Here is a 24,592-nt window from a genome sequence, read left to right on the forward strand (position 1 = left end):
TTGCACGGCGTTGCGGTTTGCTAAGACGTTTCCGCTTAAAAGCCTCCTACCGCTCCAGCACTTTCGGATTGCGGGTGCCATTCTATGGTATTCAGCTAGTAATGCCGGCACGTCGGCATTGCTGGCGACCAGCCAATTGCAACGTGTCCCAAACACATCGAGTTCGCATGCAGTGGGTGTGGTTTTTGATCTCGAGTTATGCTCGAGATTATAGATGGATATCTAGACCTGTTGTTGGGTTGTTGCCGTCGCAGGTTCGTTTGTCGTGAGCGCTCGGATGAACTCTTCCAAAGAAGGTTGTGGCGCCGTTTGTAGCTTGTGGAGTTCTTCCGGCTTCAGCTTGGTGTAGCGCCGCAACGTGCGCCAATCCTTGTGGCCCGTTACAAGTGCAACCTTCTCGATTGTGAGCCCTGCTTCAAAAAGGCGGCTGGTCCCTTCGTGTCGCAGGTCATGAAAATGCAGATCCTCGATCTTCAACTCGTCACAGGCTCGCGTGAAGGCCGCGCTTACTGAGCGGTGATTGTAAGGGAATACACGACCCCAGCCCCGAGTGATGATGCGTTGCTGGAGCATGATCTCCCACGCATCGTAGCCGGTCAGATTGAGAAGCGGAACCTTCTGATCATTTCCATCTTTGGCCCGAGGATCCTTGCGGTCGCGGATGATCAGGAGACGCTTTTGCATATCGACATCGGGCCAGTCGGGCCGGCAAATCTCTTCTTGTCGCATGGTTGTCGCCACAGCGTACCGAACGATGCGGCCCATTGGAATGAACTGCCGAGGATTGGCTTCAAAGTATTCGATGAGCTCATCGAGCTCATCTTGGGTTGGCCGCCGGTCTCGCTCCTCCGAATTGCCGACGAGTCCCAAATGCTTCATGGCAAAGCGCGCTAGTCGAACCTCTTCAGCCGAGACCTCGATGCCGTGGACGGCGGCAGCATGCGTCGCAACGGTTCTGATGAACGAGAAGTCGATCGCCAACGTGGCCGGTCCGGCACCTTGCTTCGCCCGCTTTCGACCGAATTCGATCAGTCGCTCACGATTGAGCTGGGTGAGCTTCAATCCTCCCAAGGCTTCTTTCAAAGCCTCCAAGACAGCCGCCTTGGAGCGACGGGGAGGGCGGCCGACCTCGTGCATATCTTCAACATGAAGGTCGATGATGTCGCCGAACGTCCGTGCTTGCGCGGCGGCCTTCGGTTTTGGTGATCCGCGGCGATCGATGTTGCGCTCCATGTCGAGCGCCCAATCCTCGCCGTCCTTGCGACGGCGGAAGGTCTCTGACACATAGCGGTTCTTGCGACGGACCTGGACGCGCCAGTTCCCAGAGGGCAACTGAGTGAAGCTGGCCATGGCCGTGTGCACTCCCCAATTCGTGTGCGCTACGTGTGCACTGAGAGGTCAAAACGGGTACAAACGTGTGCAATTTCGGCTAGTTTGGAGTGCACACGTTCGTGTTTCATCCTATTGAGATGATAAGGTAAATCATTGAAATCGCAAGACTATCGCTTTTCTGTGGCTCCGATGATGGATTGGACGGACCGGCATTGCCGGGTGTTCCACCGTCAGCTGACGCGGCGGGCGCTGCTTTATACGGAGATGCTGACCACGGGCGCCATTATTCATGGCGATCGGGAGCGGCTGCTTGGGTTCGACGCGTGCGAGCATCCGGTGGCGCTTCAGCTGGGCGGGTCGGATCCGCACGAGCTAGCGCTGGCTGCGCGGATCGGTGAGGCGTTCGGCTATGACGAGATCAATCTCAATGTCGGCTGCCCGTCCGATCGCGTGAAGGATGGCCGGTTCGGCGCCTGCCTCATGGCGGAGCCGGAACTGGTGGCGAGGTGCGTCGACGCCATGAAGCGCGCGGTCGCGGTTCCCGTCACTGTGAAGTGCCGTATCGGGATCGACGACCAGGACCCTGAAGTGGCGCTCGATACGCTCGCGCGCGCGGTGGTGGCGTCCGGCTCCGATGCACTGATCGTGCATGCTCGCAAAGCCTGGCTCAACGGCCTGTCGCCGAAGGAGAACCGCGACATCCCGCCGCTCGACTATGATCGCGTCTATCGGCTCAAACGCGCAATGCCTGGTGTGCCCGTCATCATCAATGGCGGCATCCCGGGCATCGACGATGCGAAGGCGCATCTTGCCCATGTCGACGGTGTGATGCTCGGCCGCGCCGCCTATCAGGAGCCGTGGCGGCTGCTCAGCGTCGATACCGACATCTTCGGCGAGGCGGCGCCGCACGCGTCCATGCAGGACGCGCTCGAGGCGATGATGCCCTACATCGAACAGCAGCTCGCGCGCGGCACCCGGCTGCACGCGATCACGCGGCATTTCGTCGGCGCATTCCACGCCGTTCCCGGCGCGCGCGCCTTCCGCCGCCATCTTGCCGAGCAGGGGGTGAAGCCGGGCGCCGGTCTCGAGGTGCTGCGCGAGGCGATCGCGCGTATCGGTGCACCTGCGCCAGCGGAGGCGGCATAGCTCGTCTAGTCGATCGCGATGCGCGAGCGGCGGGGGCCCTTCTGGAGCTCCGGATAACCTGTCAGCATCAGCGTGTCCGCGCGCACGCCCCAGCTTTCCAGGCGGTCGAGGAAGCTCATGCCGAGCAGATTGGTCTTCATCTGGCCACGTTGCACGACCAGGGCCGGCACCGACTTCTCGACCAGCTTGCCGACCGCGAGACGGTCGAGCGTGAGCCGCGCCGCCTTGGTGTGGCCGCCCGCGGTCTCCAGGTCGACGTCGTATTCGAGCATCTCGAGCGGCAGTCCGATCGCTTTCGCGGTTTCCCAGGTCAGCACCACGGAGGTCGCACCTGTATCGATCACCATCGGCGCGGTGACGCCGTTGATCTTCGCACGCAGTGCGAACTCACCACCCTGGCCGCGCGGGATATGCACGGCGGGGGCCGGGGCGGCGGTCTGCGCGCGGAAGATGTGCGAGACCCTGTGGCTGGCGCGCGCGATCTGGTCGGGATCGCCATAGGCGACGACCGCACCTGCGGTGCCGGCGAGCATGATGAGTACAAGCAGGAAGCGGATCATTGCGCGCCTCCAGATGCGCGCGTGCCGATCAGGTACGTTTCGGCGATGCCGCGATCGGTGCGAGTCCTGCCTGATCCATGCGCGCCGGCAACAGCGCCATGACCGTCAGCCGCTCCGCGCTGTCCATGGCGTGCCAGCGCGCGATCTCCGGCAAAGTCCGGCCGCAGCCGAAGCAAAGCTTGGTCTTGGGATCGATCATGCAGACGGCGACGCACGGCGTTTCTTTGCTCATACGGACATTGTGAGGGATCGTCGGGCATGTCTGCAAGCATCTCGTTAAGAGCCCGTGCCTGCGCTCATGATCGGCTTGTGGCGCGGCCGGCGCTTCTCGTCGGGAACGAGCGAACTCTCGGGCTGCAGCGGCGGAGAATCATCCGACAGCGGCGCCAGCGCGCTCATCACGCGCTCCGGCGGGAAGGTGACGATGACCTCGGTGCCGATGCGCAGCTTCGATTTCAGCGTGAACGTGCCGCCATGCAGGTCGATCAGATTCTTGGCGATGGGCAGGCCGAGGCCTGCACCCTGTTCGGCCGATTTGATCGAGTTGGAGCCCTGGCCGAACGAGGCGAGCACGACCGGGATCTCGTCCTCGGGGATTCCGGAGCCCGAATCCTTCACCGAGAGATATTGTCCACCCGAAGCGGTCCATCCCGCCTTGAGCCAGATCTCGCCGCCCTGCGGCGTGAACTTGATGGAGTTGGAAAGCAGGTTGAGCACGACCTGGCGGATCGCACGCTCGTCGGCCCAGAGCCGCGGCATGGCCTGCTCGAACACTTCGTGGATGGTGATGCCGCGGCTCGAGGCGCGCAGCTTCATCAAATGATGGCAGTCGGCGACGATGCCGACTAGCGACACTGCTTCCTCGTTGAGTTCGTAGCGGCCGGCCTCGATCCGCGACAAATCGAGGATCTCGTTGATGAGGTTGAGCAGGTGCACGCCGGAATTATGGATATCCGCCGAGTACTCCTTGTAGACCGGCACCGCGTGTGCGCCAAAAATCTCGCTCTTCATCACCTCGGAGAAACCGAGGATGGCGTTCAGCGGCGTGCGCAGCTCGTGGCTCATCTGCGCAAGGAAGCGTGACTTGGCGACATTGGCGGATTCGGCGCGGTGACGTGCTTCGTCCGAGATTGCCTTGGCCTGTTCGAGCTCGCCGATTAGTGCGTCCTTCTCGGCGCGTGCCTCGAGCGTGGCGAAGGTCGAGGAGTGCAGGCGGTGGGCCAGCAGGACGAAATAGCCTTCGGCCGCGAGCGCGAGTGCCGCCAGGATGTAATTGTCCAGTGAGCCGGTCATCACGAAGCTCAGGGCCATTGCGACCGCGACCGGCGCGGTGGCGGCAACGGCGGCGATCGGCAGATTGGCGGCCAGCATGCTCGATACCGCGATCACCAGCAGCATCAGGAACATCATCAGTGTTTCCGTGACCATGTCGAGCACGGGGTGGATCAGGATCGCCATCCAGCACAGGCCATAGAGCAGGTCGAGCACGACGAAGCGCGTTCGCCATGCGCGCGTCGCGGCCGGAGAGGTGGCCTCAGTCAGGAACCGCCGGCAGCTGCGGATCATCGCGCTGTGGATGCAGAGCATGCCCGCGGTCCAGGCCGCGGCCGGAATCGGCAGCATCCAGAGCCCGAACAGCACGCCGGTGGCGACCACCAGCAGCATCACGACATAGGAAGCCGACAGCCGCGTCTGCGCATATTGGCGCAGCATCTCGGCGTCGAAGGCCGGCCGGGTTCCGCTGGTCGAGGTCAACTTGTCGCGCGCCTCGCGCACCCGCTGCGCCGCAGCCCTGCGGCTGCTCGCCGATGGAGCGCTCACCGGCTCGACCGGAAGCTGCACAACCTCGGGCTTTTCAGCGGGGTTACTCATCAAGCAACACGATTCCTGCCCACGCCGGACGCGGGCCTTCTGCATTGTCTATCTCTGGCAAGAAATCCTTAAGAGGTGACTTAAGGAGCTAAAGAATTACGTTAACGGATGATTAAGAAACACCTCTGCTGGAACCGGCAGTGCCGAACGGCCGGTCACGACGGATCAATGCAGGAGCGAGTGCTGGGCAATGTAGACCAGTGCACCCGCGAGATATCCCACAAGCGCGGGACCTGCGATCCGGCGGGCGTACCAGAAGAATTCGATCTTCTCGAGCCCCATCGCGGCGACGCCGGCCGCCGAGCCGATGATCAGGATCGAGCCGCCGGTGCCGGCGCAATAGGCGATGAATTCCCAGATGAAGCTGTCGGCCGGGTATTGCACCAGATTGTACATGCCCATCGTCGCCGCGACGAGCGGCACGTTGTCGATGATGGCGCTCAAGAGGCCGAGCAGGATGACGATGATGTCGAGACGGCCGACCGTGGTGTCGAGCCATTTTGCCAACAGCTCCAGCACGCGGGCGTGCTCCAGGCAGGCGACGGCAAGGAGAATGCCGACGAAGAACACGATGGAGCTCATGTCGATGCGCGTCAGCGCATGGACGAGGGTGAGGGGGCGACGCGCATCCTCGTCCTTGTGGCGGTGAACGATCTCGCCGACCAGCCAGAGGATGCCCAGCCCGAACAGGATCCCCATGAAGGGCGCGAGGTGCGTCACGGCCTTGAAAACCGGGACGGCGACCAGCGTGCCGAGGCCGAGATAGAACATCAGATTGCGCTCGAACAGCTCGACCTTGAGAGCCTGCGCTTCTCGTTGCAGCGGCGGGACGATGTCCTTCCCCTTGACGGAATAGCCAATGACGAGCAGCGGTATCAGCAGGTTGAGCAGAGACGGCAGGAATACCGCTCCCATGATGCTGACAGGCGAGATCTGCCCTCCGATCCAGAGCATCGTCGTCGTGACGTCGCCGATGACGGTCCAGGCGCCTCCCGCATTGGCGGCGATAACGATGAGGGAAGCGAACAGCAGGCGGTCGCTCCTATTGCCGATCAGCTTCTGAACCAGCGAGACCATCACGATGGTGGTCGTGAGGTTGTCGAGGATCGCGCTCAGAAAGAACGTCACGAAGCCGATGATCCACATCAGCGTGGTCTGCTTCGTGGTGCGGATGACCGAGGTGATGACTTCGAAGCCGTTGTGGGCGTCGATCACCTCGACGATCGTCATGGCGCCGATCAGGAAGAAGACGATCTGCGCAGTCGAGGCGACGGATTCGTCGAGCTGGTGGTTGACGAGCGAGGCGTCGCCGACGGACAGCGCGTAGATGGTCCAGAGCAGGCCCGCTCCCAGGAGAGCCGTAGCGCTCTTGTTGATGCCGAGCGGGTGTTCGAGCGCGATGGCAGCATACGCAACGATGAAAACGGCGGCGATCACGCTCAGCAAGTCAGGTCCCCCGGAATTCGTTCTTCTCAATGCGGCCCACGTCGCGGCGCAGGCCCGCGTCGAGGCTGGTGACGGTCGCAGCTGCCCGGCCGCGACCGTCGACACGTTCCTCAGCGTTGCAGGCGTGCGAGCAAACTGGACGTATCCCAGCGCTTGCCGCCCATCGTCTCGACTTCGGCGTAGAACTGGTCGACCAACGCAGTCACCGGCAGATTGGCGCCGTTGCGGCGGGCTTCAGCCAGCGAGATCGAGAGGTCCTTGCGCATCCATTCGACCGCGAAGCCGAAATCGTACTTGCCCTCGTTCATGGTCTTGTAGCGATTCTCCATCTGCCAGGACTGCGCGGCCCCTTTTGAGATGGTCTCGATCACTGCGGCGACGTCGAGGCCACTCTTCTTGGCGAAGTGGATGCCTTCGGAAAGACCCTGCACCAGACCGGCGATGCAGATCTGGTTGACCATCTTCGTCAGCTGGCCGGAGCCGGCGGGGCCGAGCAGTTTGCACATCCGCGCATAGGCGCCCGTGATGATCGGCTCGGCGCCGGCATAGGCGTCCTGCGCGCCGCCGCACATCACCGTCAGCACGCCGTTCTCGGCGCCGGCCTGGCCGCCGGAGACGGGGGCATCGATGAACTTGAAGCCGGCCTTGGTCGCGGCCGCATCGAGCTCGCGCGCGACTTCGGCCGAAGCGGTGGTGTGGTCGACGAAGGTTGCGCCCTTCTTGACGCCGGCAAACGCGCCGTCGGGGCCGATCGTGACCGCGCGCAGATCGTTATCGTTGCCGACGCAGCACATCACGAAATCCTGGCCTTCGGCGGCGGCCTTCGGGGTCGGTGCGGTCTTGCCGCCGAACTTGTCTGCCCACTCCTTCGCCTTGGCCGCGGTGCGGTTATAGACGGTGACCTCATGGCCCCCTTTTTTCACGAGGTGTCCGGCCATGGGGAAGCCCATGACACCGAGACCGAGGAAAGCGACTTTTGCCATGTATGGTACCTTGTCCGTAGTTTGGGTTTTACGGTTCTTGCCGGGCGAGCAGGGCGCCTGGTTCCGCCGTGAGGGCGGATTGGGGCGCACCATAAACCCTTGAGGCCAGAGGGCAACGGCTTCGTTTGGCGGTCCCCTGTGCTAGGATGGCGGACCTCAAGGACTTCAAAAAAGGGAGCGAAGGCATGGGCATGGGTTTGGGCGGCGTGAGCGTGGGCGTGCTCGATCATTTCAACATCCGAACCCGAAAACTGGCCGAGACGGTCCGCTTCTACGAAGACGTGCTGGGCCTGGAAAATGGCGCCCGGCCCAATTTCGCCTTCCCGGGGGCCTGGATGTACAGCGAGGGGAAACCGGTGGTGCACCTCGTCGATATTTCTCCGACCGCCGAGCCACAAAAGCCGGATTCCGGCGTTGTCCACCATGTCGCCTTCGTCAGCCGCGGCTTTGACGGTATGAAGCAGCGGCTGGCGTCCAAGGGGATGAAGTTCGAGTCCCGCCAGGTGCCCGGCGGCGAGCTTTGGCAGATCTTCGTCCACGACCCCAACGGCGTCATGATCGAGCTGAATTACGAGGCGGCCAGGGAGCAGGGGGCGGCGCCCGCGGAGATGGCTGACGATATCGGCAGGCAGTAGCCTTTTGGGCGTTTCCGCTCTAATGGGGCATCTTGAAATCAGGAGATGCGCTTTGAGCGTGACGCAGCAACAGGTTCTCGACAGCCTTGCCCGGATCAAGTCGCCGCGCGGGGTCGCGCTCACCAATGCCAACGTGCTGAGCGCGATCAGCGCCTCCGACGGCAAGGTGTTCTTCTCGATCAATGTCGATGCCGCCGAGGCGCGGGCATGGGAGTCCGTCCGGGCCGAAGCGGAAGCTGCCGTCCGTGCCATTCCCGGCGTCACCACCGCGATGGTGGCGCTCACCGCCGAGCGCAAGCCGGGCTCCGCGCCGCCACCCCCGCAGCCGAGCCGTGGCACGCCCGGCGTGCAGCCGGTCCATGCTCATAAACCGCCGCAGGGCGGCCAATCGCCGATGGCGCGGCAATCGGAAATCCCGGGCGTTGCCGCCGTGATCGCGGTCGCCTCCGGCAAGGGCGGGGTGGGCAAGTCGACCACCGCGCTCAATCTGGCGCTCGGCCTGCGCGACCTCGGCCTTAAGGTCGGGTTGCTCGACGCCGACATCTACGGCCCCTCCGTGCCGCGGCTGACCGGCTTGCGCGACAAGCCGGAGCTGAACGACGAACGCAAGATGATTCCGCTCCGGCGCTTCGGCCTCGCAATCATGTCGATCGGCTTTTTGGTGGAGGAGGAGACCGCGATGATCTGGCGCGGTCCCATGGTGATGTCGGCGGTGACGCAAATGCTGCGCGACGTCGAATGGGGCAAGCTCGACGTGCTGGTCGTCGACATGCCGCCGGGCACCGGCGATGCCCAGCTCACGCTGGCGCAGAACGTGCCGTTGAAGGGCGCCGTGATCGTCTCGACTCCGCAGGACCTGTCCCTGATCGACGCAAGACGGGGGCTTGCCATGTTCAAGAAGGTCAACGTGCCCGTGCTCGGCATCGTCGAGAACATGAGCTACTTCCAGTGCCCACATTGCGGCACCAAGTCGGACATTTTCGGCCATGGCGGGGCGCGGCACGAGGCCGAGAAGCTTGGAGTCCCGTTCCTGGGCGAGATCCCGCTGCATATGGCGATTCGCGCCACCTCGGATGCCGGCAATCCCGTGGTCGACAGCGAGCCGGACGGACCTCATGCGGCGATCTACCGCGCCATTGCAGGCCAGGTCCGGGACCAGCTCAAGGGTGTCATCGCCGCGGCCTGAATTGGCCGCCGCGGCAAGCTGCGGGGACATGCGACTTTCGTAGAGCCCCGTCATGCCATTGTCGCGTTCCGCAAGCGGGGCTTCCGTGTTAAAGGCCCACGGCAGTCAAGCCCCTTCGGTTCGACGCGGCCTTCACGCGTCGCCGGAATGAGCGGCAGCAAAAGAGAAGTTGAGGGGAAACGCCCCAGCAAGGAGAGAGATGAAGATGAAGCGTCGTGATTTTCTCAAAGTGTCGGCAGCAGGCGCGGCGGCGACCGCAGTGGCCTCGCCGGCAATCGCGCAGTCCTCGCCCGAGGTGAAGTGGCGCCTGACTTCGAGCTTCCCGAAGTCGCTCGACACCATCTATGGCGGCGCCGAGCAGGTGGCGAAATACGTCGCCGAGATGACTGACAACAAGTTCCAGATCCAGGTGTTTGCCGCCGGTGAAATCGTCCCCGGCCTGCAGGCGCTGGATGCGACCTCGAGCGGCACGGTCGAGATGTGCCACACGGTGTCCTACTACTATGTCGGCAAGGACCCAACCTTCGCGATCTTCGCCTCGGTGCCGTTCGGCCTCAATGCGCGCCAGCAGAATTCGTGGCTCTATCAGGGCGGCGGCAACGAGCTCGCCAACGAGTTCTTCAAGAAGTCGAACGTGATCGGCTTCCCCTGCGGCAACACCGGCACCCAGATGGGCGGCTGGTTCCGCAAGGAGATCAAGACGGTTGCCGACCTCTCCGGCCTGAAGATGCGCATCGGCGGCATTGCCGGCCAGGTGCTCCAGAAGGTCGGCGTGGTGCCGCAGCAGCTCGCCGGCGGCGACATCTATCCGGCACTGGAGAAGGGCACCATCGACGCGGCCGAGTGGGTCGGTCCCTACGATGACGAGAAGCTCGGCTTCGCCAAGGTCGCCAAGTACTACTATTATCCGGGCTTCTGGGAAGGCGGTCCGACCGTCCACGCCTTCGCCAACCTGGAAAAGTGGAATGCGCTGCCGAAGAACTATCAGGCGATCCTTACCAACGCGACGGCCAACGCCAACAGCTGGATGGCCGCGCGTTACGACATGCAGAACCCGGCGGCGCTGAAGCGTCTGGTCGCCGGCGGCACCCAGCTGCGTCCCTTCACCAACGAGGTGCTGGAAGCATGCCTCAAGGCGACCAACGAGCTGTGGGCTGAGATCTCGGGCAAGAACGCCGATTTCAAGAAGTCGATCGACGCCATGCAGGCCTACCGCTCCGACGAATATCTGTGGTGGCAGGTCGCCGAATATACCTACGACAGCTTCATGATCCGCTCGCGCACCCGCGGCTGATCTACGGCTTAAGTCGTAAGACGAGTAGCCCGGCCTCCTCAAGGAGGCCGGGCTTTTTCTTTGCCGCAGTGCGATCGGGATGGCATTCGGCGGAGCGATGATCCATGCTGTCCCCAAGCCTCGGCAAGAAGGCCCAACAAGCAGATCCATCAGGGTAGGAAATCATGAAGAGAAGAGACTTCATCAAGGTCACGGGACTTGGTGCGGCCGGCGCCGCCACGCTCGCGGCGCCCGCGATCGCGCAGTCGATGCCGGAAATCAAATGGCGCATGCCGACGAGCTGGCCGAAATCGCTCGATACGCTGTTCGGCGGCGCCGAGATGATGTGCAAGATGGTCGCGGAAGCGACCGACAACAAATTCCAGATCCAGATCTTCGCCGCCGGCGAAATCGTGCCGGGCCTCCAGGTGCTCGACGCCGTGCAGAACGGCACCTGCGAGATCGGCCACACCGCGTCCTACTACTATTTCGGCAAGGACCCGACCTTCACCTTCGGCTCGGCCGTGCCGTTCGGTCCCAACATGCGCATCAACCAGGCCTGGTACATGCTGGGCGGCGGGCGCGACGTGCTCAACGAGTTCTACAAGGGCTACAACGTCGTCTCGCTGCTCGCGGGCAACACCGGCTGCCAGATGGGCGGCTGGTTCAGGAAGGAGGTCAACACGCCCGACGACATGAAGGGCATGAAATTCCGCATTGGCGGCTTTGCGGGCCGCGTGCTCCAGAAGCTCGGCGTGGTGCCGCAGCAGCTCGCCGGCGGCGATATCTATCCGGCGCTGGAGAAGGGCACCATCGACGCCGCCGAATGGGTCGGCCCCTATGACGACGAGAAGCTCGGCTTCTACAAGATCGCGCCGCACTACTACTATCCCGGTTGGTGGGAAGGCGGACCGATGCTGCTGGCCTTCGTCAACCTCGACAAGTGGAACGCGCTGCCGAAATATTACCAGAGCGTGCTGGAGCAGGCCGGCCACTACGCCAACAACTACATGATGGCGCGCTACGACAACGCCAATCCGCTGGCGCTGAAGAAGCTGCTTGCGAGCGGCACCAAGCTGCACGCCTTCTCGCCGTCGATCATGGATGCCTGCCACAAGGCCGCCAAGGAGCTGCACGCCGAAGTCGGCGCGACCAACGCCAGCTTCAAGAAGGTGCACGATTCCCTCGCCAAGTTCACGAGCGACGGCTACGCCTGGTTCCAGGTCGCCGAGGTCGGCTACGACATCTTCATGGCGCGGCGCTCGCAGAGCTGATCACGCCAGCTGTTGCCTGCAACGCCCCGGAGCGAAGGCTCCGGGGCGTTGTCGTCTCCGCGTTTGGAGAGTGCCAGACTCAAAATATGCAAAAACAACCCCATGCACAGTAGACGAGGGGTGACGGCGGTACTTCCTGTCGATGTTGCTAAAAGACTGATACATCGACGTAAATCACCGGGATGCTACGATTCTGGCGCAGCCGCGGCCCGCGCTGCGTTTTGAGAGCGCAAGTGGGGTAGGGACCGCCGAGCGACGGATTCGTTTCGGCATCCCGATGCTGCTAGTTGCGAAGCCGCTTGACTCGTCGGGCAACACAGTGGCAAAAAGCCATCATCGAAAAATCCGAAAATCCTGTCGCGGTGCCCCATCCTTGGCCGATCCTTGGGAGTGACCATGGACTTCGATCCCGATGAGGTTCAAGGCGCACTGCGCAAGGCATGGTCATTGTCGACGGCCAGCCAATGGACCGCGGATAATCCTGCGGCGGGGCAATGCAACGTCACCGCGCTGCTCATTCATGACCTCTTTGGCGGCGACTTGCTGAAGACGCCTCTGCCGCAAGGCGATCATTTTTACAACCGGATCGAGGGGCGGCGGTACGACTTCACGGCGTGTCAGTTCGATCAGCCGATCGCGTACATGGACCTGCCTGCGAATAGAGCCGACGCAGAGTTGGGGGCAACGAACGGCCAACTGGCTGAGCTCAGAGCGGCGTTCGAATATCACATCGGAGATTGGCGGCAGCTGGAGCCGCAATAATCGTCGTTTCGCTTCACCACTGCATCCTACGAGCTACGGACCACCTCTCACCAGATGCGTTCGGAAGAAGGCCAGGGCGGCGGCATTGAGCTGCTCGTGAAAGGCGGCGCGGTCGAACCCCGGTCTGTCGGTGCAGATGTCGGGACGCTTCTTCGCCAGATCCGGCGTGCAGGGCGGAAGGAATGCATAGTGACCGGCATTCGGCACGAGATGATAGTCGGGTCGGACCGGCAGGTCGCGCTCAATCAGTGAAACATAATCCAGCGTGACTTCGCCGCCGGTCTTGTCGTCTCCACTCAGCGCCGACGCCCAAAGCTGGATCGGAATTTTTACGTCCTTCAGAGCCTCCCGGTCGAACAATGGACCGAAGGCGGGGTCGGCAACGACAAGGGCCTTGACGCGCGGGTCATGCGCCAATGCTTGTGCCGGGATCTCGCTTCGTCGCAGTTCGGCGCAGCTGGGTTTCGGAGAATTTTCCGGCCACAAGGCGATGGCCTTTCGCAAATCGGGATTGGCGCCCGCGACCACCAGGCCGGTGTAGCCGCCCCTCGAAAAACCAAAGAACCCGACATGGTCGCGGTCGAGTTTCGCATGATCGGACCATGCGGTGAGCATATGGTCGATCAATCTCGTGATGTCGGCCGGACGCTCCGTCAACGCGGCGAGCGTGTCCGCGCGGCTCATGTCGCCGCCGCCGGCGTCGACTGGATGGTCGAGCGCGACGACGACGAACCCGGCATCGGCGAGCACCGCGGCCGTGTCATGATGGCCGATGAAAGATCCCCCATAGCCATGCGAGATCACGATCAATGGCAGCTTGTCACCTGAGACCGCACAGTCCCGCGTCGCAGGCAAAGTGATCGTGCGAAGTTTGACCTCGCCCGCCTGCTCCTGGCACGGCGACCACACGGCCGCCTGGAAGGCTGGCAAGCCGGCATCGGCCGGCACCGTGATGAAGCGAAAGCCGGCCGCCTGGGCGTACGTCGTCATCAGGCAGAAGGCGGATGCGAGTGTGAATCTGAACAGGTGCATGCGTTGCTCTCGTTTTAGTTTTGCCGGAGTCTCTGTTTGGAGCGGATCGGTCATGCAGGACGGGGTTTGGCTGCGCTCTATCCATCCCTACGACCTATGCGCGGCCATGGCTTACACGAACCTGACAAGAGCGCTCTGACCTTTCGATGTCCGCTCATCAGCAATGCGGCAGCAGAGGCTGTCGACGTCAATCGAACGCGCGAGATTTGGTGCCATCTCAACGCTAGCGTGATGCGTAGTACTTCGGTGTTCCTTTCGTGGAACGATCAGGCTATCGGAATCCGGCAATCGGGCTGAAGTCGCGGCGGTGCGTTCACCGTCGTTCCGACTTCACGGTACGGTATACCGGACTCAACCAGTCCCGACGGGAATTCAGCTTTCACCCGACACGGCGGCTCTCGATCCCAGATCGAGATGCCAGGGCGGCCGTTTCCCGTGGGGACTTATCGATGAGCCTGGCAATTGAGATCGTACAACTCCTGATACAATCTGCCGACAGTTGGCTTTTTGAAGGTAGTCGTTCGGGTCTTAGCGATCGCGAATGGATGGCTTTGCGCTTTCTCGCTCGCGCAAACAGGTTTTCGCGGACGCCGACTGCTCTCGCCAGCTTTTTGGGCACGACCCGCAGCGCCGCATCGCAGATTGCCGCCGTACTGCAGAGTAAGGGGCTGATGGTCCGCAAGCCATCTGCAGAGGATAAGCGCTCGATTTCGCTCTGCCTTACAAGTGAAGGCGAGAGATTCCTGGAGCGCGATCCGATTAACGCCCTGCGGGATCAACTTGTGGCCCTTGAGCTCCCCGATCAGTCTCGGCTGCGTGATACGCTTCGCCGCGTGCTGGATGGGCTCGATGTTGCCAAGGGCCGTCACCGGAGTGACGTTTGCAGTGAATGCATGTTCCTGATCGAGAGCGCAGAGGGGAAGGACCGTCGTTTCAAGTGCCGGCTCTTTCGGAAATCCATAGCCCAAAAGGAGACGACCCTGCTTTGCGCCTATTTCGAGGGGCGGGGCTAAAAGGGCCAGCTGCTACGAACGTCCGCCGTTCCCGCCTTACGAGCGCATACCTGATTGGCTTACCCGAATCTGACCGGTGACCAGTTCCGCCGGGTGCTTTTTTGCTGGCCGAGGCGTCCCGAATGCTGGAAAAGGGCGCAGATGCGGCGCGAGCCGCGCGGTGACACACCGGAACATCCGGCGGGAGTTTGATGCGCCTTCTGATCGTCGAGGACAATGTCGAGCTGTCGCGGCTCGTGGCCGGCGGGCTGGCGGCAGCCGGCTATGAGAGCGACATCGTCGGAAGCGCCGCCGAGGCGCGCGAGGCCGTGAGCAGCGTCAGCTATGCTGCGATGATCCTCGATCTCGGCCTGCCCGACGGCGACGGCCTGTCGGTGCTGCGCGAGCTGCGCCTAAAGATGGAGCCGCTGCCGGTCCTGGTGCTGACCGCGCGCGGCGGCCTGCAGGACCGCGTCAGCGGCCTGCGCAGCGGCGCCGACGACTATCTCGCAAAGCCGTTCGCGATGGAGGAACTGGTGGCGCGGCTGGAGGCGATCCTGCGCCGGCCGGGCCAGCTGCTCGGACGCTCGCTGCGCCTTGCCAATCTCGTCTACGACACCGAGAGCCGTCAGATCTTCGTCGACGACCAGCCGCGGATCATCTCCGCGCGCGAGACCTCGGTGCTGGAGATCCTGCTGCGCCGGCAGGGGCGGGTGGTGCCGAAGAAGAACGTCGAGGATCACATCTTCGGGCTCGAAGGCGAGGTCGCCTCCAATGCGGTCGAGGTCTACGTCTCGCGGCTGCGCAAGCAGCTTACCGAGCACGGCGCCAAGGTGGTGATCCACACCATCCGCGGCGTCGGCTATCTCATGGCCGAGGAAAAATAGCGTGGCTGCCGGCGGCCATGTCAGATCGCTCACGTTCAAATCGCTGATCTGGCGGATCGTCTTCCTGCACATCGTGGCGGTCGCGATGGTCGCGATCGTCCTGCCGCTGGTGCTGTTCTGGCTGCTCAATTCCGAGATCGACCAGTTGCACCGCGACGGCATGCGCGCCCAGGCCGAGGTGCTGGCGGAGCGCATCGTCGCTCAGCCGGACGGCTCGCTGACGTTCAACCTGCCCGACAGCCTGCGCGGGCTCTATTCGGACGCTTACGGCCGCTATCAATACGACATTCGCGATGGCGAAGGCCGGCTGCTGTTTTCCTCGCACCGGCGGACCGGTGCCGCAGCTCTTCGGCCGTCCGAGACGATTTCCGGCGCTGGCGTCACCCGGATCATCGACGGCAAGATGGTACGCATTCGGGTCGCCGAGGATCTCGCGCATCGCGACGTCATCATCGACGACATCATTTCGAATTTCTTCCGGCGGGTCGGGTGGATCACCATCCCGATCCTTCTGGTCCTGCTCGCAACCGACATCATCATCTTCCGCCGCGCGATCGCGCCGCTGTGGAGGGCCTCGGAGGAGGCCAGCAATATCGGCCCGGCGCGCACCGACATCCGCCTGCCGACCAAGCGGATCCCGCGCGAGATCATGCCGCTCGTCACCGCCGTCAACCAGGCGCTCGACCGCCTCGAGGACGGCTTTCGGGTGCAGCGGCAGTTCACGGCCGACGCCGCGCATCAACTGCGCACGCCGCTCACGATCCTGCGCACGCGGATCGAGACGCTTGGCGACGGCGCGGCACGCCAGGCGCTGCATGCCGACATCGAAGCCATGAGCCGGATCGTCGCCCAGCTGCTGGAGATCGCCGAGCTCGACACGCTGGTGCTCGATCCCGGCGAGACCGCTGACTTGCGCGCGGTCTGCGCCGATGTGGTCGGTTCGATCGCCCCGCTCGCGATCGCGCAGCACAAGGAGATCGCGCTGCGGGGCAGCGACGCGCCGGTCATGATCCACGGCAATTCGGAGATGCTTCAGCGCGCAATCTTCAACCTCGCCGAAAACGCCATCAAGTTCACGGCCAGGGATACCGCCGTCGAGGTCGAGGTGGGCGAGGACGGCTCAGTGCGGGTGCGCGATTGCGGTCCGGGCATCGCCGAGGCCGAGCGCGAGCTGATCTTCCAGCGCTTCTGGCGCCGTGACCGCCAGCGCAGCGACGGCGCCGGCCTGGGGCTCTCGATCGTGCGCGGGGTCGCGGACGATCATGCGGCGACGGTCGCGGTGGAGAATCTCCCCGGCGGCGGCGCAGAATTCACGCTGCGGTTTCGGCTGGCGGACGAGACAGTCTCTTTTCCCTCTCCCCGTGTGGGAGAGGGTGGCTCGCCGCGATAGCGGCGGGTGAGGGGCTCGCTCCGCGAGTTTCCTTAGCCATAAGTGCGCGGAAGCAACCCCTCTCCCACAAGGAGAGGAGGAAGAAAACAACCGCTATTTCAGCTTGCCGGTGGACAGATCCATGATCATGCGTGTGGCCAGATACAAACGCGGCACAATGCTGTTGAGCTGCACATATTCGGCATCGTTGGAGTGTGCACCGAAGCCTGACAGGCCCATGCCTTCCACCACGGCTCCTCTGGTCTTGAGCGCAGCAAACGCGGCGTCGGTGCCGCCGCCGGTCGCCTTCTCGTCGACCTTGAGGGACATTCCGAGCTCCTGATAGATCGTCTTGCCGTAGGCCGCCACGTGGCGCGAGGCCTCGTTGGCCTCCAACGGCGGGCGACGCACCTCGAACTTCAGGCCGACCTTGGAGTCGGGCAGCAGGCGATTCTTGATCTTGTCCTGAAGCGCCTTCTCCAGCTCGTCAAAGTCGGCCACCTTGAGCGCACGCGCGTCGGCCTGGGCCGTGGCGTCGGCAGGGATCACATTGCGATTAGTGCCGGATTTGGAGACCGTCCAGTTCAGCTTCAGGCCTTGCTCGGGCTTAGACAGGTCCTTCATCTGGAGCACCTGGTGCGAGAGCTCGTACAGCGCATTCACGCCGCCCTCAGGCCTTGCGCCGGCATGTGACGACTTGCCGTGCACGGTGAGATAGGCCGAACCGATGCCGCTGGTGGCGAGGCGCAGCGTGCCGTCAGTCCCGCCGCCTTCGAACGAGAACACTACGTCCTGATCCTCGGCGAACCGGGTGATGGTGCTGCGCCAGCCGGGCGAGGAGATCTCCTCGTCGCCGTTCGTGAGCACCGTGAGCGTGCCGTAGTCTTTGAAGTTCAGCTTCTGGAGCACGGCCACGGTATGGAGAATGAGTGCGACGCCCTGCTTGTCGTCGGCAATGCCGAGCCCGTAGGCCTTGTCGCCGTCGATGCGGAACGGCTGGTCCTTCAGCATGCCCTTCAGGTACACCGTGTCCATGTGGGCGATCAGCATGATCTTCTTGCTGCCTGTGCCCTTGAACACGGCGTGCACGGCAGGCCCGACCTTCTCAGGCGTGTCGTCGAGGCGATAGATGTCGGTGGGTTGCAGGATCTCCACCGCGCCGCCGAGCTGCTTGAGCTGGTCGGCAACGCGCTCGGCGATCTGGTTCAGGCCTTCGATGTCCTTGCTGCCGGATTCGATGTTGACGAGATCGCGCAGGGTGTCGAGCAGCGGCTGCTGCTCCTTTTGCGCCAGCGTATGGATATCGGCGATCGGCTCGGCCTGCGCCGTCGTGGCGGCACATGCCAGCCAGAGCGAGGCGATCAACGGGCCAACGAGCGATGTAGCAAGGGGCAAGCGGGTCATGAGCAGCCATCCATGGGGTGGAGGATGGCCCGGTATGCCTGCGTTTCCGGTGCTTGTCACGCGCGCCGTCGTGCGTCATGCGCCGCTTGAGCGGAGCATGACGGCGAGTGTCGTCCCCGTTATTTCTGCGGTGGTCCCAAATCCAGCGGCGGCAGCTCGATCTGCGGCACCTCGATCTTGATCGTGTTGGGGTCGATGTTGGTCTGGACGCCCTTGTAGTGCATCACCATCGCGGGGAACGCGATCACCAGACCGACCATGATGATCTGGATGACGACGAACGGGACCGCACCCCAATAGATCTGGCCCGTGGTGACAGGGTCCATCCGCTTGCCGGTGACGCGATCGGTGTAGCGCTCCTTCGGCGCGACCGATCGCAGATAGAACAGGGCGAAGCCGAACGGCGGATGCATGAACGAGGTCTGCATATTGACGCCGAGGATGACGCCGAACCAGATCAGGTCGATGCCGAGATGCTCGGCGGCAGGTCCGAGCAGCGGGATCACGATGAAGGCCAGCTCGAAGAAGTCGAGGAAGAAGGCCAGCACGAAGACGAAGGCGTTGACGAAGATCAGGAAGCCGACCTGGCCGCCGGGCAGGGAGGTGAGCAGGTGCTCGACCCAGACGTGACCGTTGACGCCGTAGAAGGTAAGCGAGAACACGCGGGCGCCGACCAGGATGAATACGACGAAAGCCGACAGCTTGGCGGTCGATTCCGTGGCCTGCCGGATCAGATCCCAGCTCAGCCGCCGCTTCGCGGCACCGAGGATGAGGGCGCCGGCCGCACCCATCGCGCCGCCTTCGGTCGGGGTCGCGATACCGATGAAGATCGTGCCCAGCACCAGGAAGATCAGGAACAGCGGCGGCACCATGACGAAAGTGGTCTGCTGCGCCATCTTCGAGAGAAAACGGAAGCCGGTGAGCTTGTCGATGACCCAGTTCACCACGGCGACGACGAATGCGAAGATGATGCCGTAGAACATGCTGAGCACGACGTAATCGGCGCCATGCACGCTCGAATCGCGCATCATGAACCAGCCGAACACGCCGCTGGCGAGGAACAGCACGCCGAGCGAACCGAGGCCGCGGCTGCCACTCTCCTCGCGGAAGCCGATGGCCTCCTTCGGCAGGCCCGGCGTGGCCTTCGGGAAGATCATGCTGACGAGGAAGGCGTAGGCCGCGTAGAGGCCGGCGAGCACGAGGCCCGGGATGAAGGCGCCCTCGTACATGTCGCCGACGGATTTGCCGAGCTGGTCGGCCATCACGATCAGAACGAGCGAGGGCGGAATGATCTGCGCGAGCGTGCCGGACGCGGCGATGACGCCGGCTGCCACGCGGCGGTCGTAGCCATAGCGCAGCATGATCGGCAGCGAGATCAGACCCATTGAGATCACGGAGGCGGCGACCACGCCCGTCGTCGCGGCGAGCAGCGCGCCGACGAAGATCACGGCATAGGCAAGGCCGCCGCGGATGGTACCGAACAGTTGGCCGATGGTGTCGAGCAGGTCCTCGGCCATGCCCGACCGCTCCAGCACCAATCCCATGAAGGTGAAGAACGGAATGGCGAGCAGCGTGTCGTTGTTCATCACGCCGTAGACCCGCTCCGGAAGGGCCTGGAGGAAGTCCGGGCGGAACTCGCCGAGCTCGATGCCGACCACGGCGTAGAACAGGCCGACAGCGCCGAGCGAGAATGCTGCGGGATAGCCGAGCAGCAGCATGACGACCAGCGACGCGAACATGATGGGCGCCATATTGGCGATGATAAACGCGGTCATAATTCCCCCTAAACCGTCGCCAACGGCTACTTCTTCTCGATCGCTTCGACGAGATGCTCGACTTCCGCCTCCAGCGCCGATACCTGGGATTCATGCGGATCCGGCATCATTCCGCGCATGACCGCAATTCGCTTGATCAGCTCGGAGATGCCTTGAACGAGCAGCAAAGCGAACCCGATCATGATCAGGGATTTGGCGGGCCATTGCGGCAGGCCGCCGGCGTTGCCGGATTGCTCGTTGATCTGGAACGAGCGCTCGAAGAACGGCACGCCCGTAATGATCATGACGATGCACAGCGGAATGAGGAAGAACAGGTGACCGATCACGTCGATGACGTTGCGAGCCGTCTTCGGCAGCGCATTGTTCACGATGTCGATGCGGATGTGCTCGTTATCGAGCAGCGTCCAGGGCGAGCACAGCAGGAAGACGATGCTGAACAGCACCCATTGCAGCTCGAGCCAAGAATTGGACGACGTGTCGAACGTCTTGCGGACGATCGCATTGACCGCCGAAATGATGACGGCGAGCACGATCAACCACGCCAGGCGTTTGCCCGTCCAGCGCGTGAACGCGTCTATTCCTTGGCTCAGCTTTAGGAGCGCTTGCAACGATAGGTCCTCCCCGATTGTGCCCCGGCCGTCTTGACTGCGCCGAGTTGGCGCGTGGTTTGTCTCGCCGCGCAGGCATAAGGCAGCCGCACCAAACCAGCGGGCGTGCCGCCAGTCAATCGGAAGTTTGTTGATAGTTAAGGGGAATAAGACCGTAACCCCACGGGGTCAGCCGCCGGTGACGCTCATGTGCCTGGAGACGCTGGGACGGTTGTGGCGGCGGTCGATGATGAAATCGTGGCCCTTGGGCTTCAGCCCGATGGCGCGGTCGATCGCATCCGCAAGCAGCACATCCTCATTCGATGCACGCAGAGGTTTGCGTAAATCCGAGGCATCCTCGTGGCCGAGGCAGGTGTGCAGCGTTCCCGTGCAGGTGATGCGCACCCGATTGCAGGATTCGCAGAAATTATGGGTCATCGGCGTGATGAAGCCGAGCTTGCCGCCGGTCTCGGCGACGCTGACATAGCGCGCCGGTCCGCCCGTGGTCTCGGCCAGATCCGTCAGCGTGAATTGCTGGGCGAGGCGGGCGCGCACCAGGGACAGCGGCAGATATTGGTCGATCCGTCCCGATCCGATCTCGCCCATCGGCATCACCTCGATCAGCGTCAGGCCCATACCCTTGCCATGGGCCCAGCGCATCAGCTCGGGCAGTTCGTCCTCGTTGATGTTCTTCAGCGCCACCGCGTTGATCTTCACGCTGAGCCCTGCGGCTCGTGCGGCTTCGATGCCTTCCAGGACCTTGTCGATCTCGCCCCAGCGGGTGATCTCGCGAAACTTCCGCGGATCGAGCGTGTCGAGCGAGACGTTGATGCGGCGGACGCCGCAATCGGCAAGCTCGCTCGCATGTTTCGCAAGCTGGGTGCCATTGGTGGTCAGCGTCAGCTCGTTCAGGGCGCCGCTGGAAAGATGCCGCGACAGCGAGCGCACCAGCGTCATCACGTTGCGGCGGACCAAGGGCTCGCCGCCGGTGAGCCGCAGCTTCTTCACGCCTTTGGCGATGAAGGCCGAGCAGAGCCGGTCGAGTTCCTCAAGTGTCAGCAGGTCCGCCTTGGGCAGGAACGTCATGTCCTCCGACATGCAATAGAAGCAGCGCAAATCGCAGCGGTCGGTGACGGAGACGCGCAAATAGCTGATGGTCCGCCCGAACGGATCAGTCATGGGGCTCGACAGCGCGGCGAGGGGACTCGCTGTGGCGAGGGGACTCGCGGAAGATCCGTTCATACGGGAGGCCTTATCACTTTGGGCGACTCGCGCACCGATGCTTTAGCGGTGCTCTGGAAGCAATCTAAGCATCGGGCTGGCCGAGGACAATCGGGTTGTCAGCGCTTGCCCGCGTTCGGATCGGGGAACGGCGAGGCCGCAGTCTGTGTGGCATCCGCCGGCGCTGCGGCAGCGGCCGGTTTCGGCTTCTTCGGCCGGTGCGGCTTGCGGACCGGTTTGGGCGGAGTGGCCGGCTGGAGCTCCGCGAACACCGGATTCGGGTCGGTGGTCACCGAGGCGGGGGTGGTGAAATCGCCGGGATTCTTGATCATGTTCACCGGCACGTTCGCCGGCTGGTACTTGGCCAGCGCGAAAGCGACCGTAAACGGAGCATCGGGGGCGGGAACCGAGACGGAGCAGGGGGTCTTGCAGCCCGGACCGAGCGAGGTTGTGGCGTCAGCCCCCGGAGGACTTGATTCGAGCCTGACCTGGACGGTCGGCGGGGCCGATTTGAACATGTCCCAGGACATCGAGGAGCAGCCACCAAGGCTCGCTCCTGCTAACGCAATCGCGATGACACGACGCATGACCACCCATTTCTGCGACGAACCGCCACCTACCCCAGCCGGACCTTAGGAGTGTCGTTTGGGGCAGACAACCGGCAGGCTGCGCATAGATAATAGATGGTTAATGCGGGGTTCTGCGGAATAATCTAGCTTAATCAGTGGCTTGCGGGAGTCCGGGCATTCATCAGGCTGTGCGCTGCGGCGGGCAGGTCGCGCATGTGATGGATCAGCCGGTCCGGCTTCAGTTCGGCGATCGGCACGTCCGTATAGCCGAAGCTGACCCCAATGACGGGCACGCCGGCCCGCCGGGCGACGCCAACGTCGGTTCCGGCGTCACCGACCATGATACTGGCTTTGACCTCTCCGCCGGCGCGGGCCACGGTTTCGCGGAAAATGGTCGGATCGGGCTTCTGGACACCGAACGTGTCGGCGCCGCAGATCGCCGCAAAGCGGCGACTGAGGTCGAGCTGGTCCAAAAGCCGCTTCGACAGCCATTCCAGCTTGTTGGTGCAGACCGCGAGGCGATGGCCCTGGGCGGCAAACTGGTCGAGCGCGGCTTCGAGTCCCTCGAAGGGGCGGGATTCGACCGCGATATGGTCGGCATAATAGGCGATGAAATCGGCCGTCATCCGGTTCATGTCTGCGGGGGTGACGGTGCGACCCTCGGCCTCCAGGCCCCGTTCGATCAGCTTGCGGGCGCCGGCGCCGATCATGTTGCGAGCCGAGGCCATCGGCAGGGGCGGCAGCCCTGCGCGGTCGAGCACGTGATTCAGCGCGGTGATCAGGTCGGGCGCCGTATCCACAAGCGTGCCGTCGAGATCGAAGACGATGGTGTGAGGGGAGGTCATGGGCGAAGCGCTACCGGCGCGGTCGCGTCGAAGCAAGGGGCGGGGCCATAATATCCGCTTATAGACCTGTTCCCAGACCCTGTTCTCCGGGGAAAAACGAGGCTACATAGGCCGCCGCAACCGGCCACACCGGCGGCACATTCTCGATTCAAAAGGCGGGCGCAAACGTGAACATGGACCAGTTGAAGCGGCAGGCTGCAGCGCGCGCCCTCGAGGAAGTGCGCGACGGCATGCAGCTCGGGCTCGGCACCGGCTCGACTGCAAAACATTTCGTCGAGCTGCTCGGCGAGCACGTTGCCGCCGGGCTCAAGGTGATCGGCGTGCCGACCTCGGAGGCGACGCGCGCGGACGCAATGCGTTGCGGCGTGCCGCTGACCACGTTGGATGAGATTGACCATCTCGACATCACCGTCGACGGCGCCGACGAGATCGATCCCGAGCTCAATTTGATCAAGGGTGGTGGCGGCGCGCTGCTGCGCGAGAAGATCGTGGCGGCCGCCTCGGATCGCATGATCGTGATTGCCGACGACAGCAAATGGGTGCCGGCGCTCGGCAAGTTTCCGCTGCCGGTCGAGGTCATCCCGTTCGGGCTTGGCGCGACGCGCCGCGCGATCGAGAAGGCATTTGCGGACTGCGGCGTTTCCGGGCAAATGGCGGTCCGCAAGGCCAAGGACGGCCACGTTTTCGTCACTGACGGCGGCCACTGGATCGTCGATGCCCAGCTCGGACGTATTGTGGATCCACCCAGTCTCGCCAAGGCGTTGAGCGCCATCCCCGGTGTGGTCGAGCATGGCCTGTTCATCGGCCTGGCCAGCTCGGCCGTTCTGGCGGGCGGCGAGGGAATCCGCGTGATTGAACGGCGAAAGCCCTAAGGAGACTAGGAATGAAGAGCGTTTTGAAATTGTTGCCGGCCGCGACCCTTGCTGTGGGGCTGGCCCTCTCGGTCTCCCCGGCTGTGGCCCAGCAGGGCGCGCCCAAGGCTGCGGCGCCGGCCCAGCCGAAGGCCTCGCCGGCGGCGATTGCTGCGGCCAGGGAGATCCTGCAGATCAAGAACGCCACCGCGATGTATCAAGGCGCCGTGCCCGGCCTCGTCGAGAAGACCAAGATCGCGCTGACGCAGCAGAACCTCAACTACCAGAAGGATCTCAACGAAGTCGCGCCGATCGTGGCCCAGCAGCTCGCCGGCCGCCAGAACGAGATCGGCGAAGGCATGGCGCAGATCTATGCCAGCGAGTTCACCGAGCAGGAGCTGAAGGACCTCGTCACCTTCTACAAGTCGCCGCTGGGTAAGAAGCTGATCGAGGCCGAGCCTCGCGCCATCGGCCTCAGCATGGCCTTCATGAACTCCTGGGCCCAGAACTTCTCCGAAACCGTGATGGGAGCCTTCCGCGCCGAGATGCGCAAGCGTGGCAAGGAGATCTGATCGATACTATCTGATCAGA

Annotated in this window: 24 protein-coding genes; 11 read left to right on the forward strand and 13 right to left on the reverse strand. The window is 63.4% G+C overall.

Going from position 1 to position 24,592, the window contains the following annotated elements; genetic code table 11:
* Positions 1-222: 222 nt before the first annotated feature.
* Complete coding sequence (locus tag LRP30_RS16145; protein WP_249761007.1) at positions 223-1,350, reverse strand: site-specific integrase; 1,128 nt, start codon at positions 1,348-1,350, stop codon at positions 223-225.
* 171 nt (positions 1,351-1,521) lie between these two features.
* Here LRP30_RS16145 and dusA point away from each other — a divergent pair, with 171 nt between their 5' ends.
* Positions 1,522-2,478 carry a tRNA dihydrouridine(20/20a) synthase DusA gene (dusA, locus tag LRP30_RS16150; RefSeq protein ID WP_249761008.1) on the forward strand — a complete coding sequence of 319 codons (957 nt, stop codon included), beginning with the start codon at positions 1,522-1,524 and terminating at the stop codon, positions 2,476-2,478.
* 5 nt (positions 2,479-2,483) lie between these two features.
* Here dusA and LRP30_RS16155 read toward each other — a convergent pair whose 3' ends face one another.
* From LRP30_RS16155 to LRP30_RS16175, 5 genes are all read right to left on the reverse strand, one after another.
* Entirely contained in the window at positions 2,484-3,038 is a 555-nt protein-coding gene (locus LRP30_RS16155; RefSeq protein WP_128934512.1) for a TIGR02281 family clan AA aspartic protease, read from the reverse strand.
* A gap of 28 nt (positions 3,039-3,066) precedes the next feature.
* Positions 3,067-3,270 carry a DUF1289 domain-containing protein gene (locus LRP30_RS16160; RefSeq protein WP_128934511.1) on the reverse strand — a complete coding sequence of 68 codons (204 nt, stop codon included), beginning with the start codon at positions 3,268-3,270 and terminating at the stop codon, positions 3,067-3,069.
* 44 nt (positions 3,271-3,314) lie between these two features.
* On the reverse strand, positions 3,315-4,910 hold the full coding sequence (locus LRP30_RS16165; RefSeq protein ID WP_249761009.1) for a HAMP domain-containing sensor histidine kinase: 1,596 nt from the start codon (positions 4,908-4,910) through the stop codon (positions 3,315-3,317).
* Positions 4,911-5,075: 165 nt separating this feature from the next.
* Positions 5,076-6,356, reverse strand: a complete 1,281-nt coding sequence (gene nhaD / locus LRP30_RS16170) for a sodium:proton antiporter NhaD (RefSeq protein ID WP_128934509.1) — start codon at positions 6,354-6,356, stop codon at positions 5,076-5,078.
* A 110-nt stretch (positions 6,357-6,466) separates the two neighbouring features.
* Entirely contained in the window at positions 6,467-7,339 is an 873-nt protein-coding gene (locus LRP30_RS16175) for an NAD(P)-dependent oxidoreductase (protein WP_249761010.1), read from the reverse strand.
* Between the two features lie 197 nt (positions 7,340-7,536).
* Between LRP30_RS16175 and LRP30_RS16180 the strand changes: the two genes are divergently transcribed.
* The 5 genes from LRP30_RS16180 to LRP30_RS16200 all read left to right on the forward strand — a co-directional run bounded on the left by LRP30_RS16180 (position 7,537) and on the right by LRP30_RS16200 (position 12,469).
* Positions 7,537-7,974, forward strand: coding sequence for a VOC family protein (locus LRP30_RS16180; protein ID WP_128945625.1), 438 nt, complete (start codon positions 7,537-7,539; stop codon positions 7,972-7,974).
* Positions 7,975-8,026: 52 nt separating this feature from the next.
* On the forward strand, positions 8,027-9,160 hold the full coding sequence (locus tag LRP30_RS16185) for an Mrp/NBP35 family ATP-binding protein (RefSeq protein WP_249761011.1): 1,134 nt from the start codon (positions 8,027-8,029) through the stop codon (positions 9,158-9,160).
* 205 nt (positions 9,161-9,365) lie between these two features.
* Entirely contained in the window at positions 9,366-10,454 is a 1,089-nt protein-coding gene (locus LRP30_RS16190; RefSeq protein ID WP_091888831.1) for a TRAP transporter substrate-binding protein, read from the forward strand.
* Positions 10,455-10,618: 164 nt separating this feature from the next.
* The gene (locus LRP30_RS16195; protein WP_128934506.1) at positions 10,619-11,707 is read left to right on the forward strand and encodes a TRAP transporter substrate-binding protein; all 1,089 of its coding nucleotides are present in this window, start codon (positions 10,619-10,621) and stop codon (positions 11,705-11,707) included.
* A gap of 396 nt (positions 11,708-12,103) precedes the next feature.
* On the forward strand, positions 12,104-12,469 hold the full coding sequence (locus LRP30_RS16200) for a hypothetical protein (protein WP_249761012.1): 366 nt from the start codon (positions 12,104-12,106) through the stop codon (positions 12,467-12,469).
* 33 nt (positions 12,470-12,502) lie between these two features.
* On the opposite strand, the gene LRP30_RS16205 is transcribed toward LRP30_RS16200, so the two are convergent.
* Complete coding sequence (locus LRP30_RS16205) at positions 12,503-13,501, reverse strand: dienelactone hydrolase family protein (RefSeq protein ID WP_249761013.1); 999 nt, start codon at positions 13,499-13,501, stop codon at positions 12,503-12,505.
* A gap of 449 nt (positions 13,502-13,950) precedes the next feature.
* Between LRP30_RS16205 and LRP30_RS16210 the strand changes: the two genes are divergently transcribed.
* From LRP30_RS16210 to LRP30_RS16220, 3 genes are all read left to right on the forward strand, one after another.
* Positions 13,951-14,514, forward strand: a complete 564-nt coding sequence (locus tag LRP30_RS16210) for a MarR family transcriptional regulator (protein WP_249761014.1) — start codon at positions 13,951-13,953, stop codon at positions 14,512-14,514.
* Between the two features lie 191 nt (positions 14,515-14,705).
* Positions 14,706-15,380 carry a response regulator transcription factor gene (locus tag LRP30_RS16215; RefSeq protein ID WP_128934503.1) on the forward strand — a complete coding sequence of 225 codons (675 nt, stop codon included), beginning with the start codon at positions 14,706-14,708 and terminating at the stop codon, positions 15,378-15,380.
* Position 15,381: 1 nt separating this feature from the next.
* On the forward strand, positions 15,382-16,770 hold the full coding sequence (locus LRP30_RS16220) for an ATP-binding protein (protein WP_128938527.1): 1,389 nt from the start codon (positions 15,382-15,384) through the stop codon (positions 16,768-16,770).
* A gap of 93 nt (positions 16,771-16,863) precedes the next feature.
* On the opposite strand, the gene LRP30_RS16225 is transcribed toward LRP30_RS16220, so the two are convergent.
* From LRP30_RS16225 to LRP30_RS16250, 6 genes are all read right to left on the reverse strand, one after another.
* On the reverse strand, positions 16,864-18,153 hold the full coding sequence (locus LRP30_RS16225; protein WP_249761015.1) for a M20/M25/M40 family metallo-hydrolase: 1,290 nt from the start codon (positions 18,151-18,153) through the stop codon (positions 16,864-16,866).
* A 119-nt stretch (positions 18,154-18,272) separates the two neighbouring features.
* Positions 18,273-19,928 carry a TRAP transporter large permease subunit gene (locus LRP30_RS16230; RefSeq protein WP_128934500.1) on the reverse strand — a complete coding sequence of 552 codons (1,656 nt, stop codon included), beginning with the start codon at positions 19,926-19,928 and terminating at the stop codon, positions 18,273-18,275.
* Between the two features lie 26 nt (positions 19,929-19,954).
* Positions 19,955-20,536 carry a TRAP transporter small permease subunit gene (locus LRP30_RS16235; RefSeq protein ID WP_128934499.1) on the reverse strand — a complete coding sequence of 194 codons (582 nt, stop codon included), beginning with the start codon at positions 20,534-20,536 and terminating at the stop codon, positions 19,955-19,957.
* 168 nt (positions 20,537-20,704) lie between these two features.
* Positions 20,705-21,757 carry a GTP 3',8-cyclase MoaA gene (gene moaA / locus LRP30_RS16240; protein WP_249761016.1) on the reverse strand — a complete coding sequence of 351 codons (1,053 nt, stop codon included), beginning with the start codon at positions 21,755-21,757 and terminating at the stop codon, positions 20,705-20,707.
* Positions 21,758-21,855: 98 nt separating this feature from the next.
* Positions 21,856-22,323, reverse strand: coding sequence for a hypothetical protein (locus LRP30_RS16245; protein ID WP_249761017.1), 468 nt, complete (start codon positions 22,321-22,323; stop codon positions 21,856-21,858).
* A gap of 134 nt (positions 22,324-22,457) precedes the next feature.
* On the reverse strand, positions 22,458-23,150 hold the full coding sequence (locus LRP30_RS16250) for an HAD family hydrolase (protein ID WP_249761018.1): 693 nt from the start codon (positions 23,148-23,150) through the stop codon (positions 22,458-22,460).
* Between the two features lie 167 nt (positions 23,151-23,317).
* Between LRP30_RS16250 and rpiA the strand changes: the two genes are divergently transcribed.
* Together rpiA and LRP30_RS16260 are read left to right on the forward strand one after the other, a co-directional pair.
* On the forward strand, positions 23,318-24,022 hold the full coding sequence (rpiA, locus tag LRP30_RS16255) for a ribose-5-phosphate isomerase RpiA (RefSeq protein WP_249761019.1): 705 nt from the start codon (positions 23,318-23,320) through the stop codon (positions 24,020-24,022).
* A gap of 11 nt (positions 24,023-24,033) precedes the next feature.
* Positions 24,034-24,573: a DUF2059 domain-containing protein gene (locus tag LRP30_RS16260; RefSeq protein ID WP_128938534.1), complete on the forward strand. Its 540-nt coding sequence runs from the start codon at positions 24,034-24,036 to the stop codon at positions 24,571-24,573.
* The last annotated feature ends 19 nt before the right edge of the window (positions 24,574-24,592 follow it).

This window comes from Bradyrhizobium sp. C-145, assembly GCF_023375135.1.
Lineage (GTDB): Bacteria > Pseudomonadota > Alphaproteobacteria > Rhizobiales > Xanthobacteraceae > Bradyrhizobium > Bradyrhizobium zhanjiangense.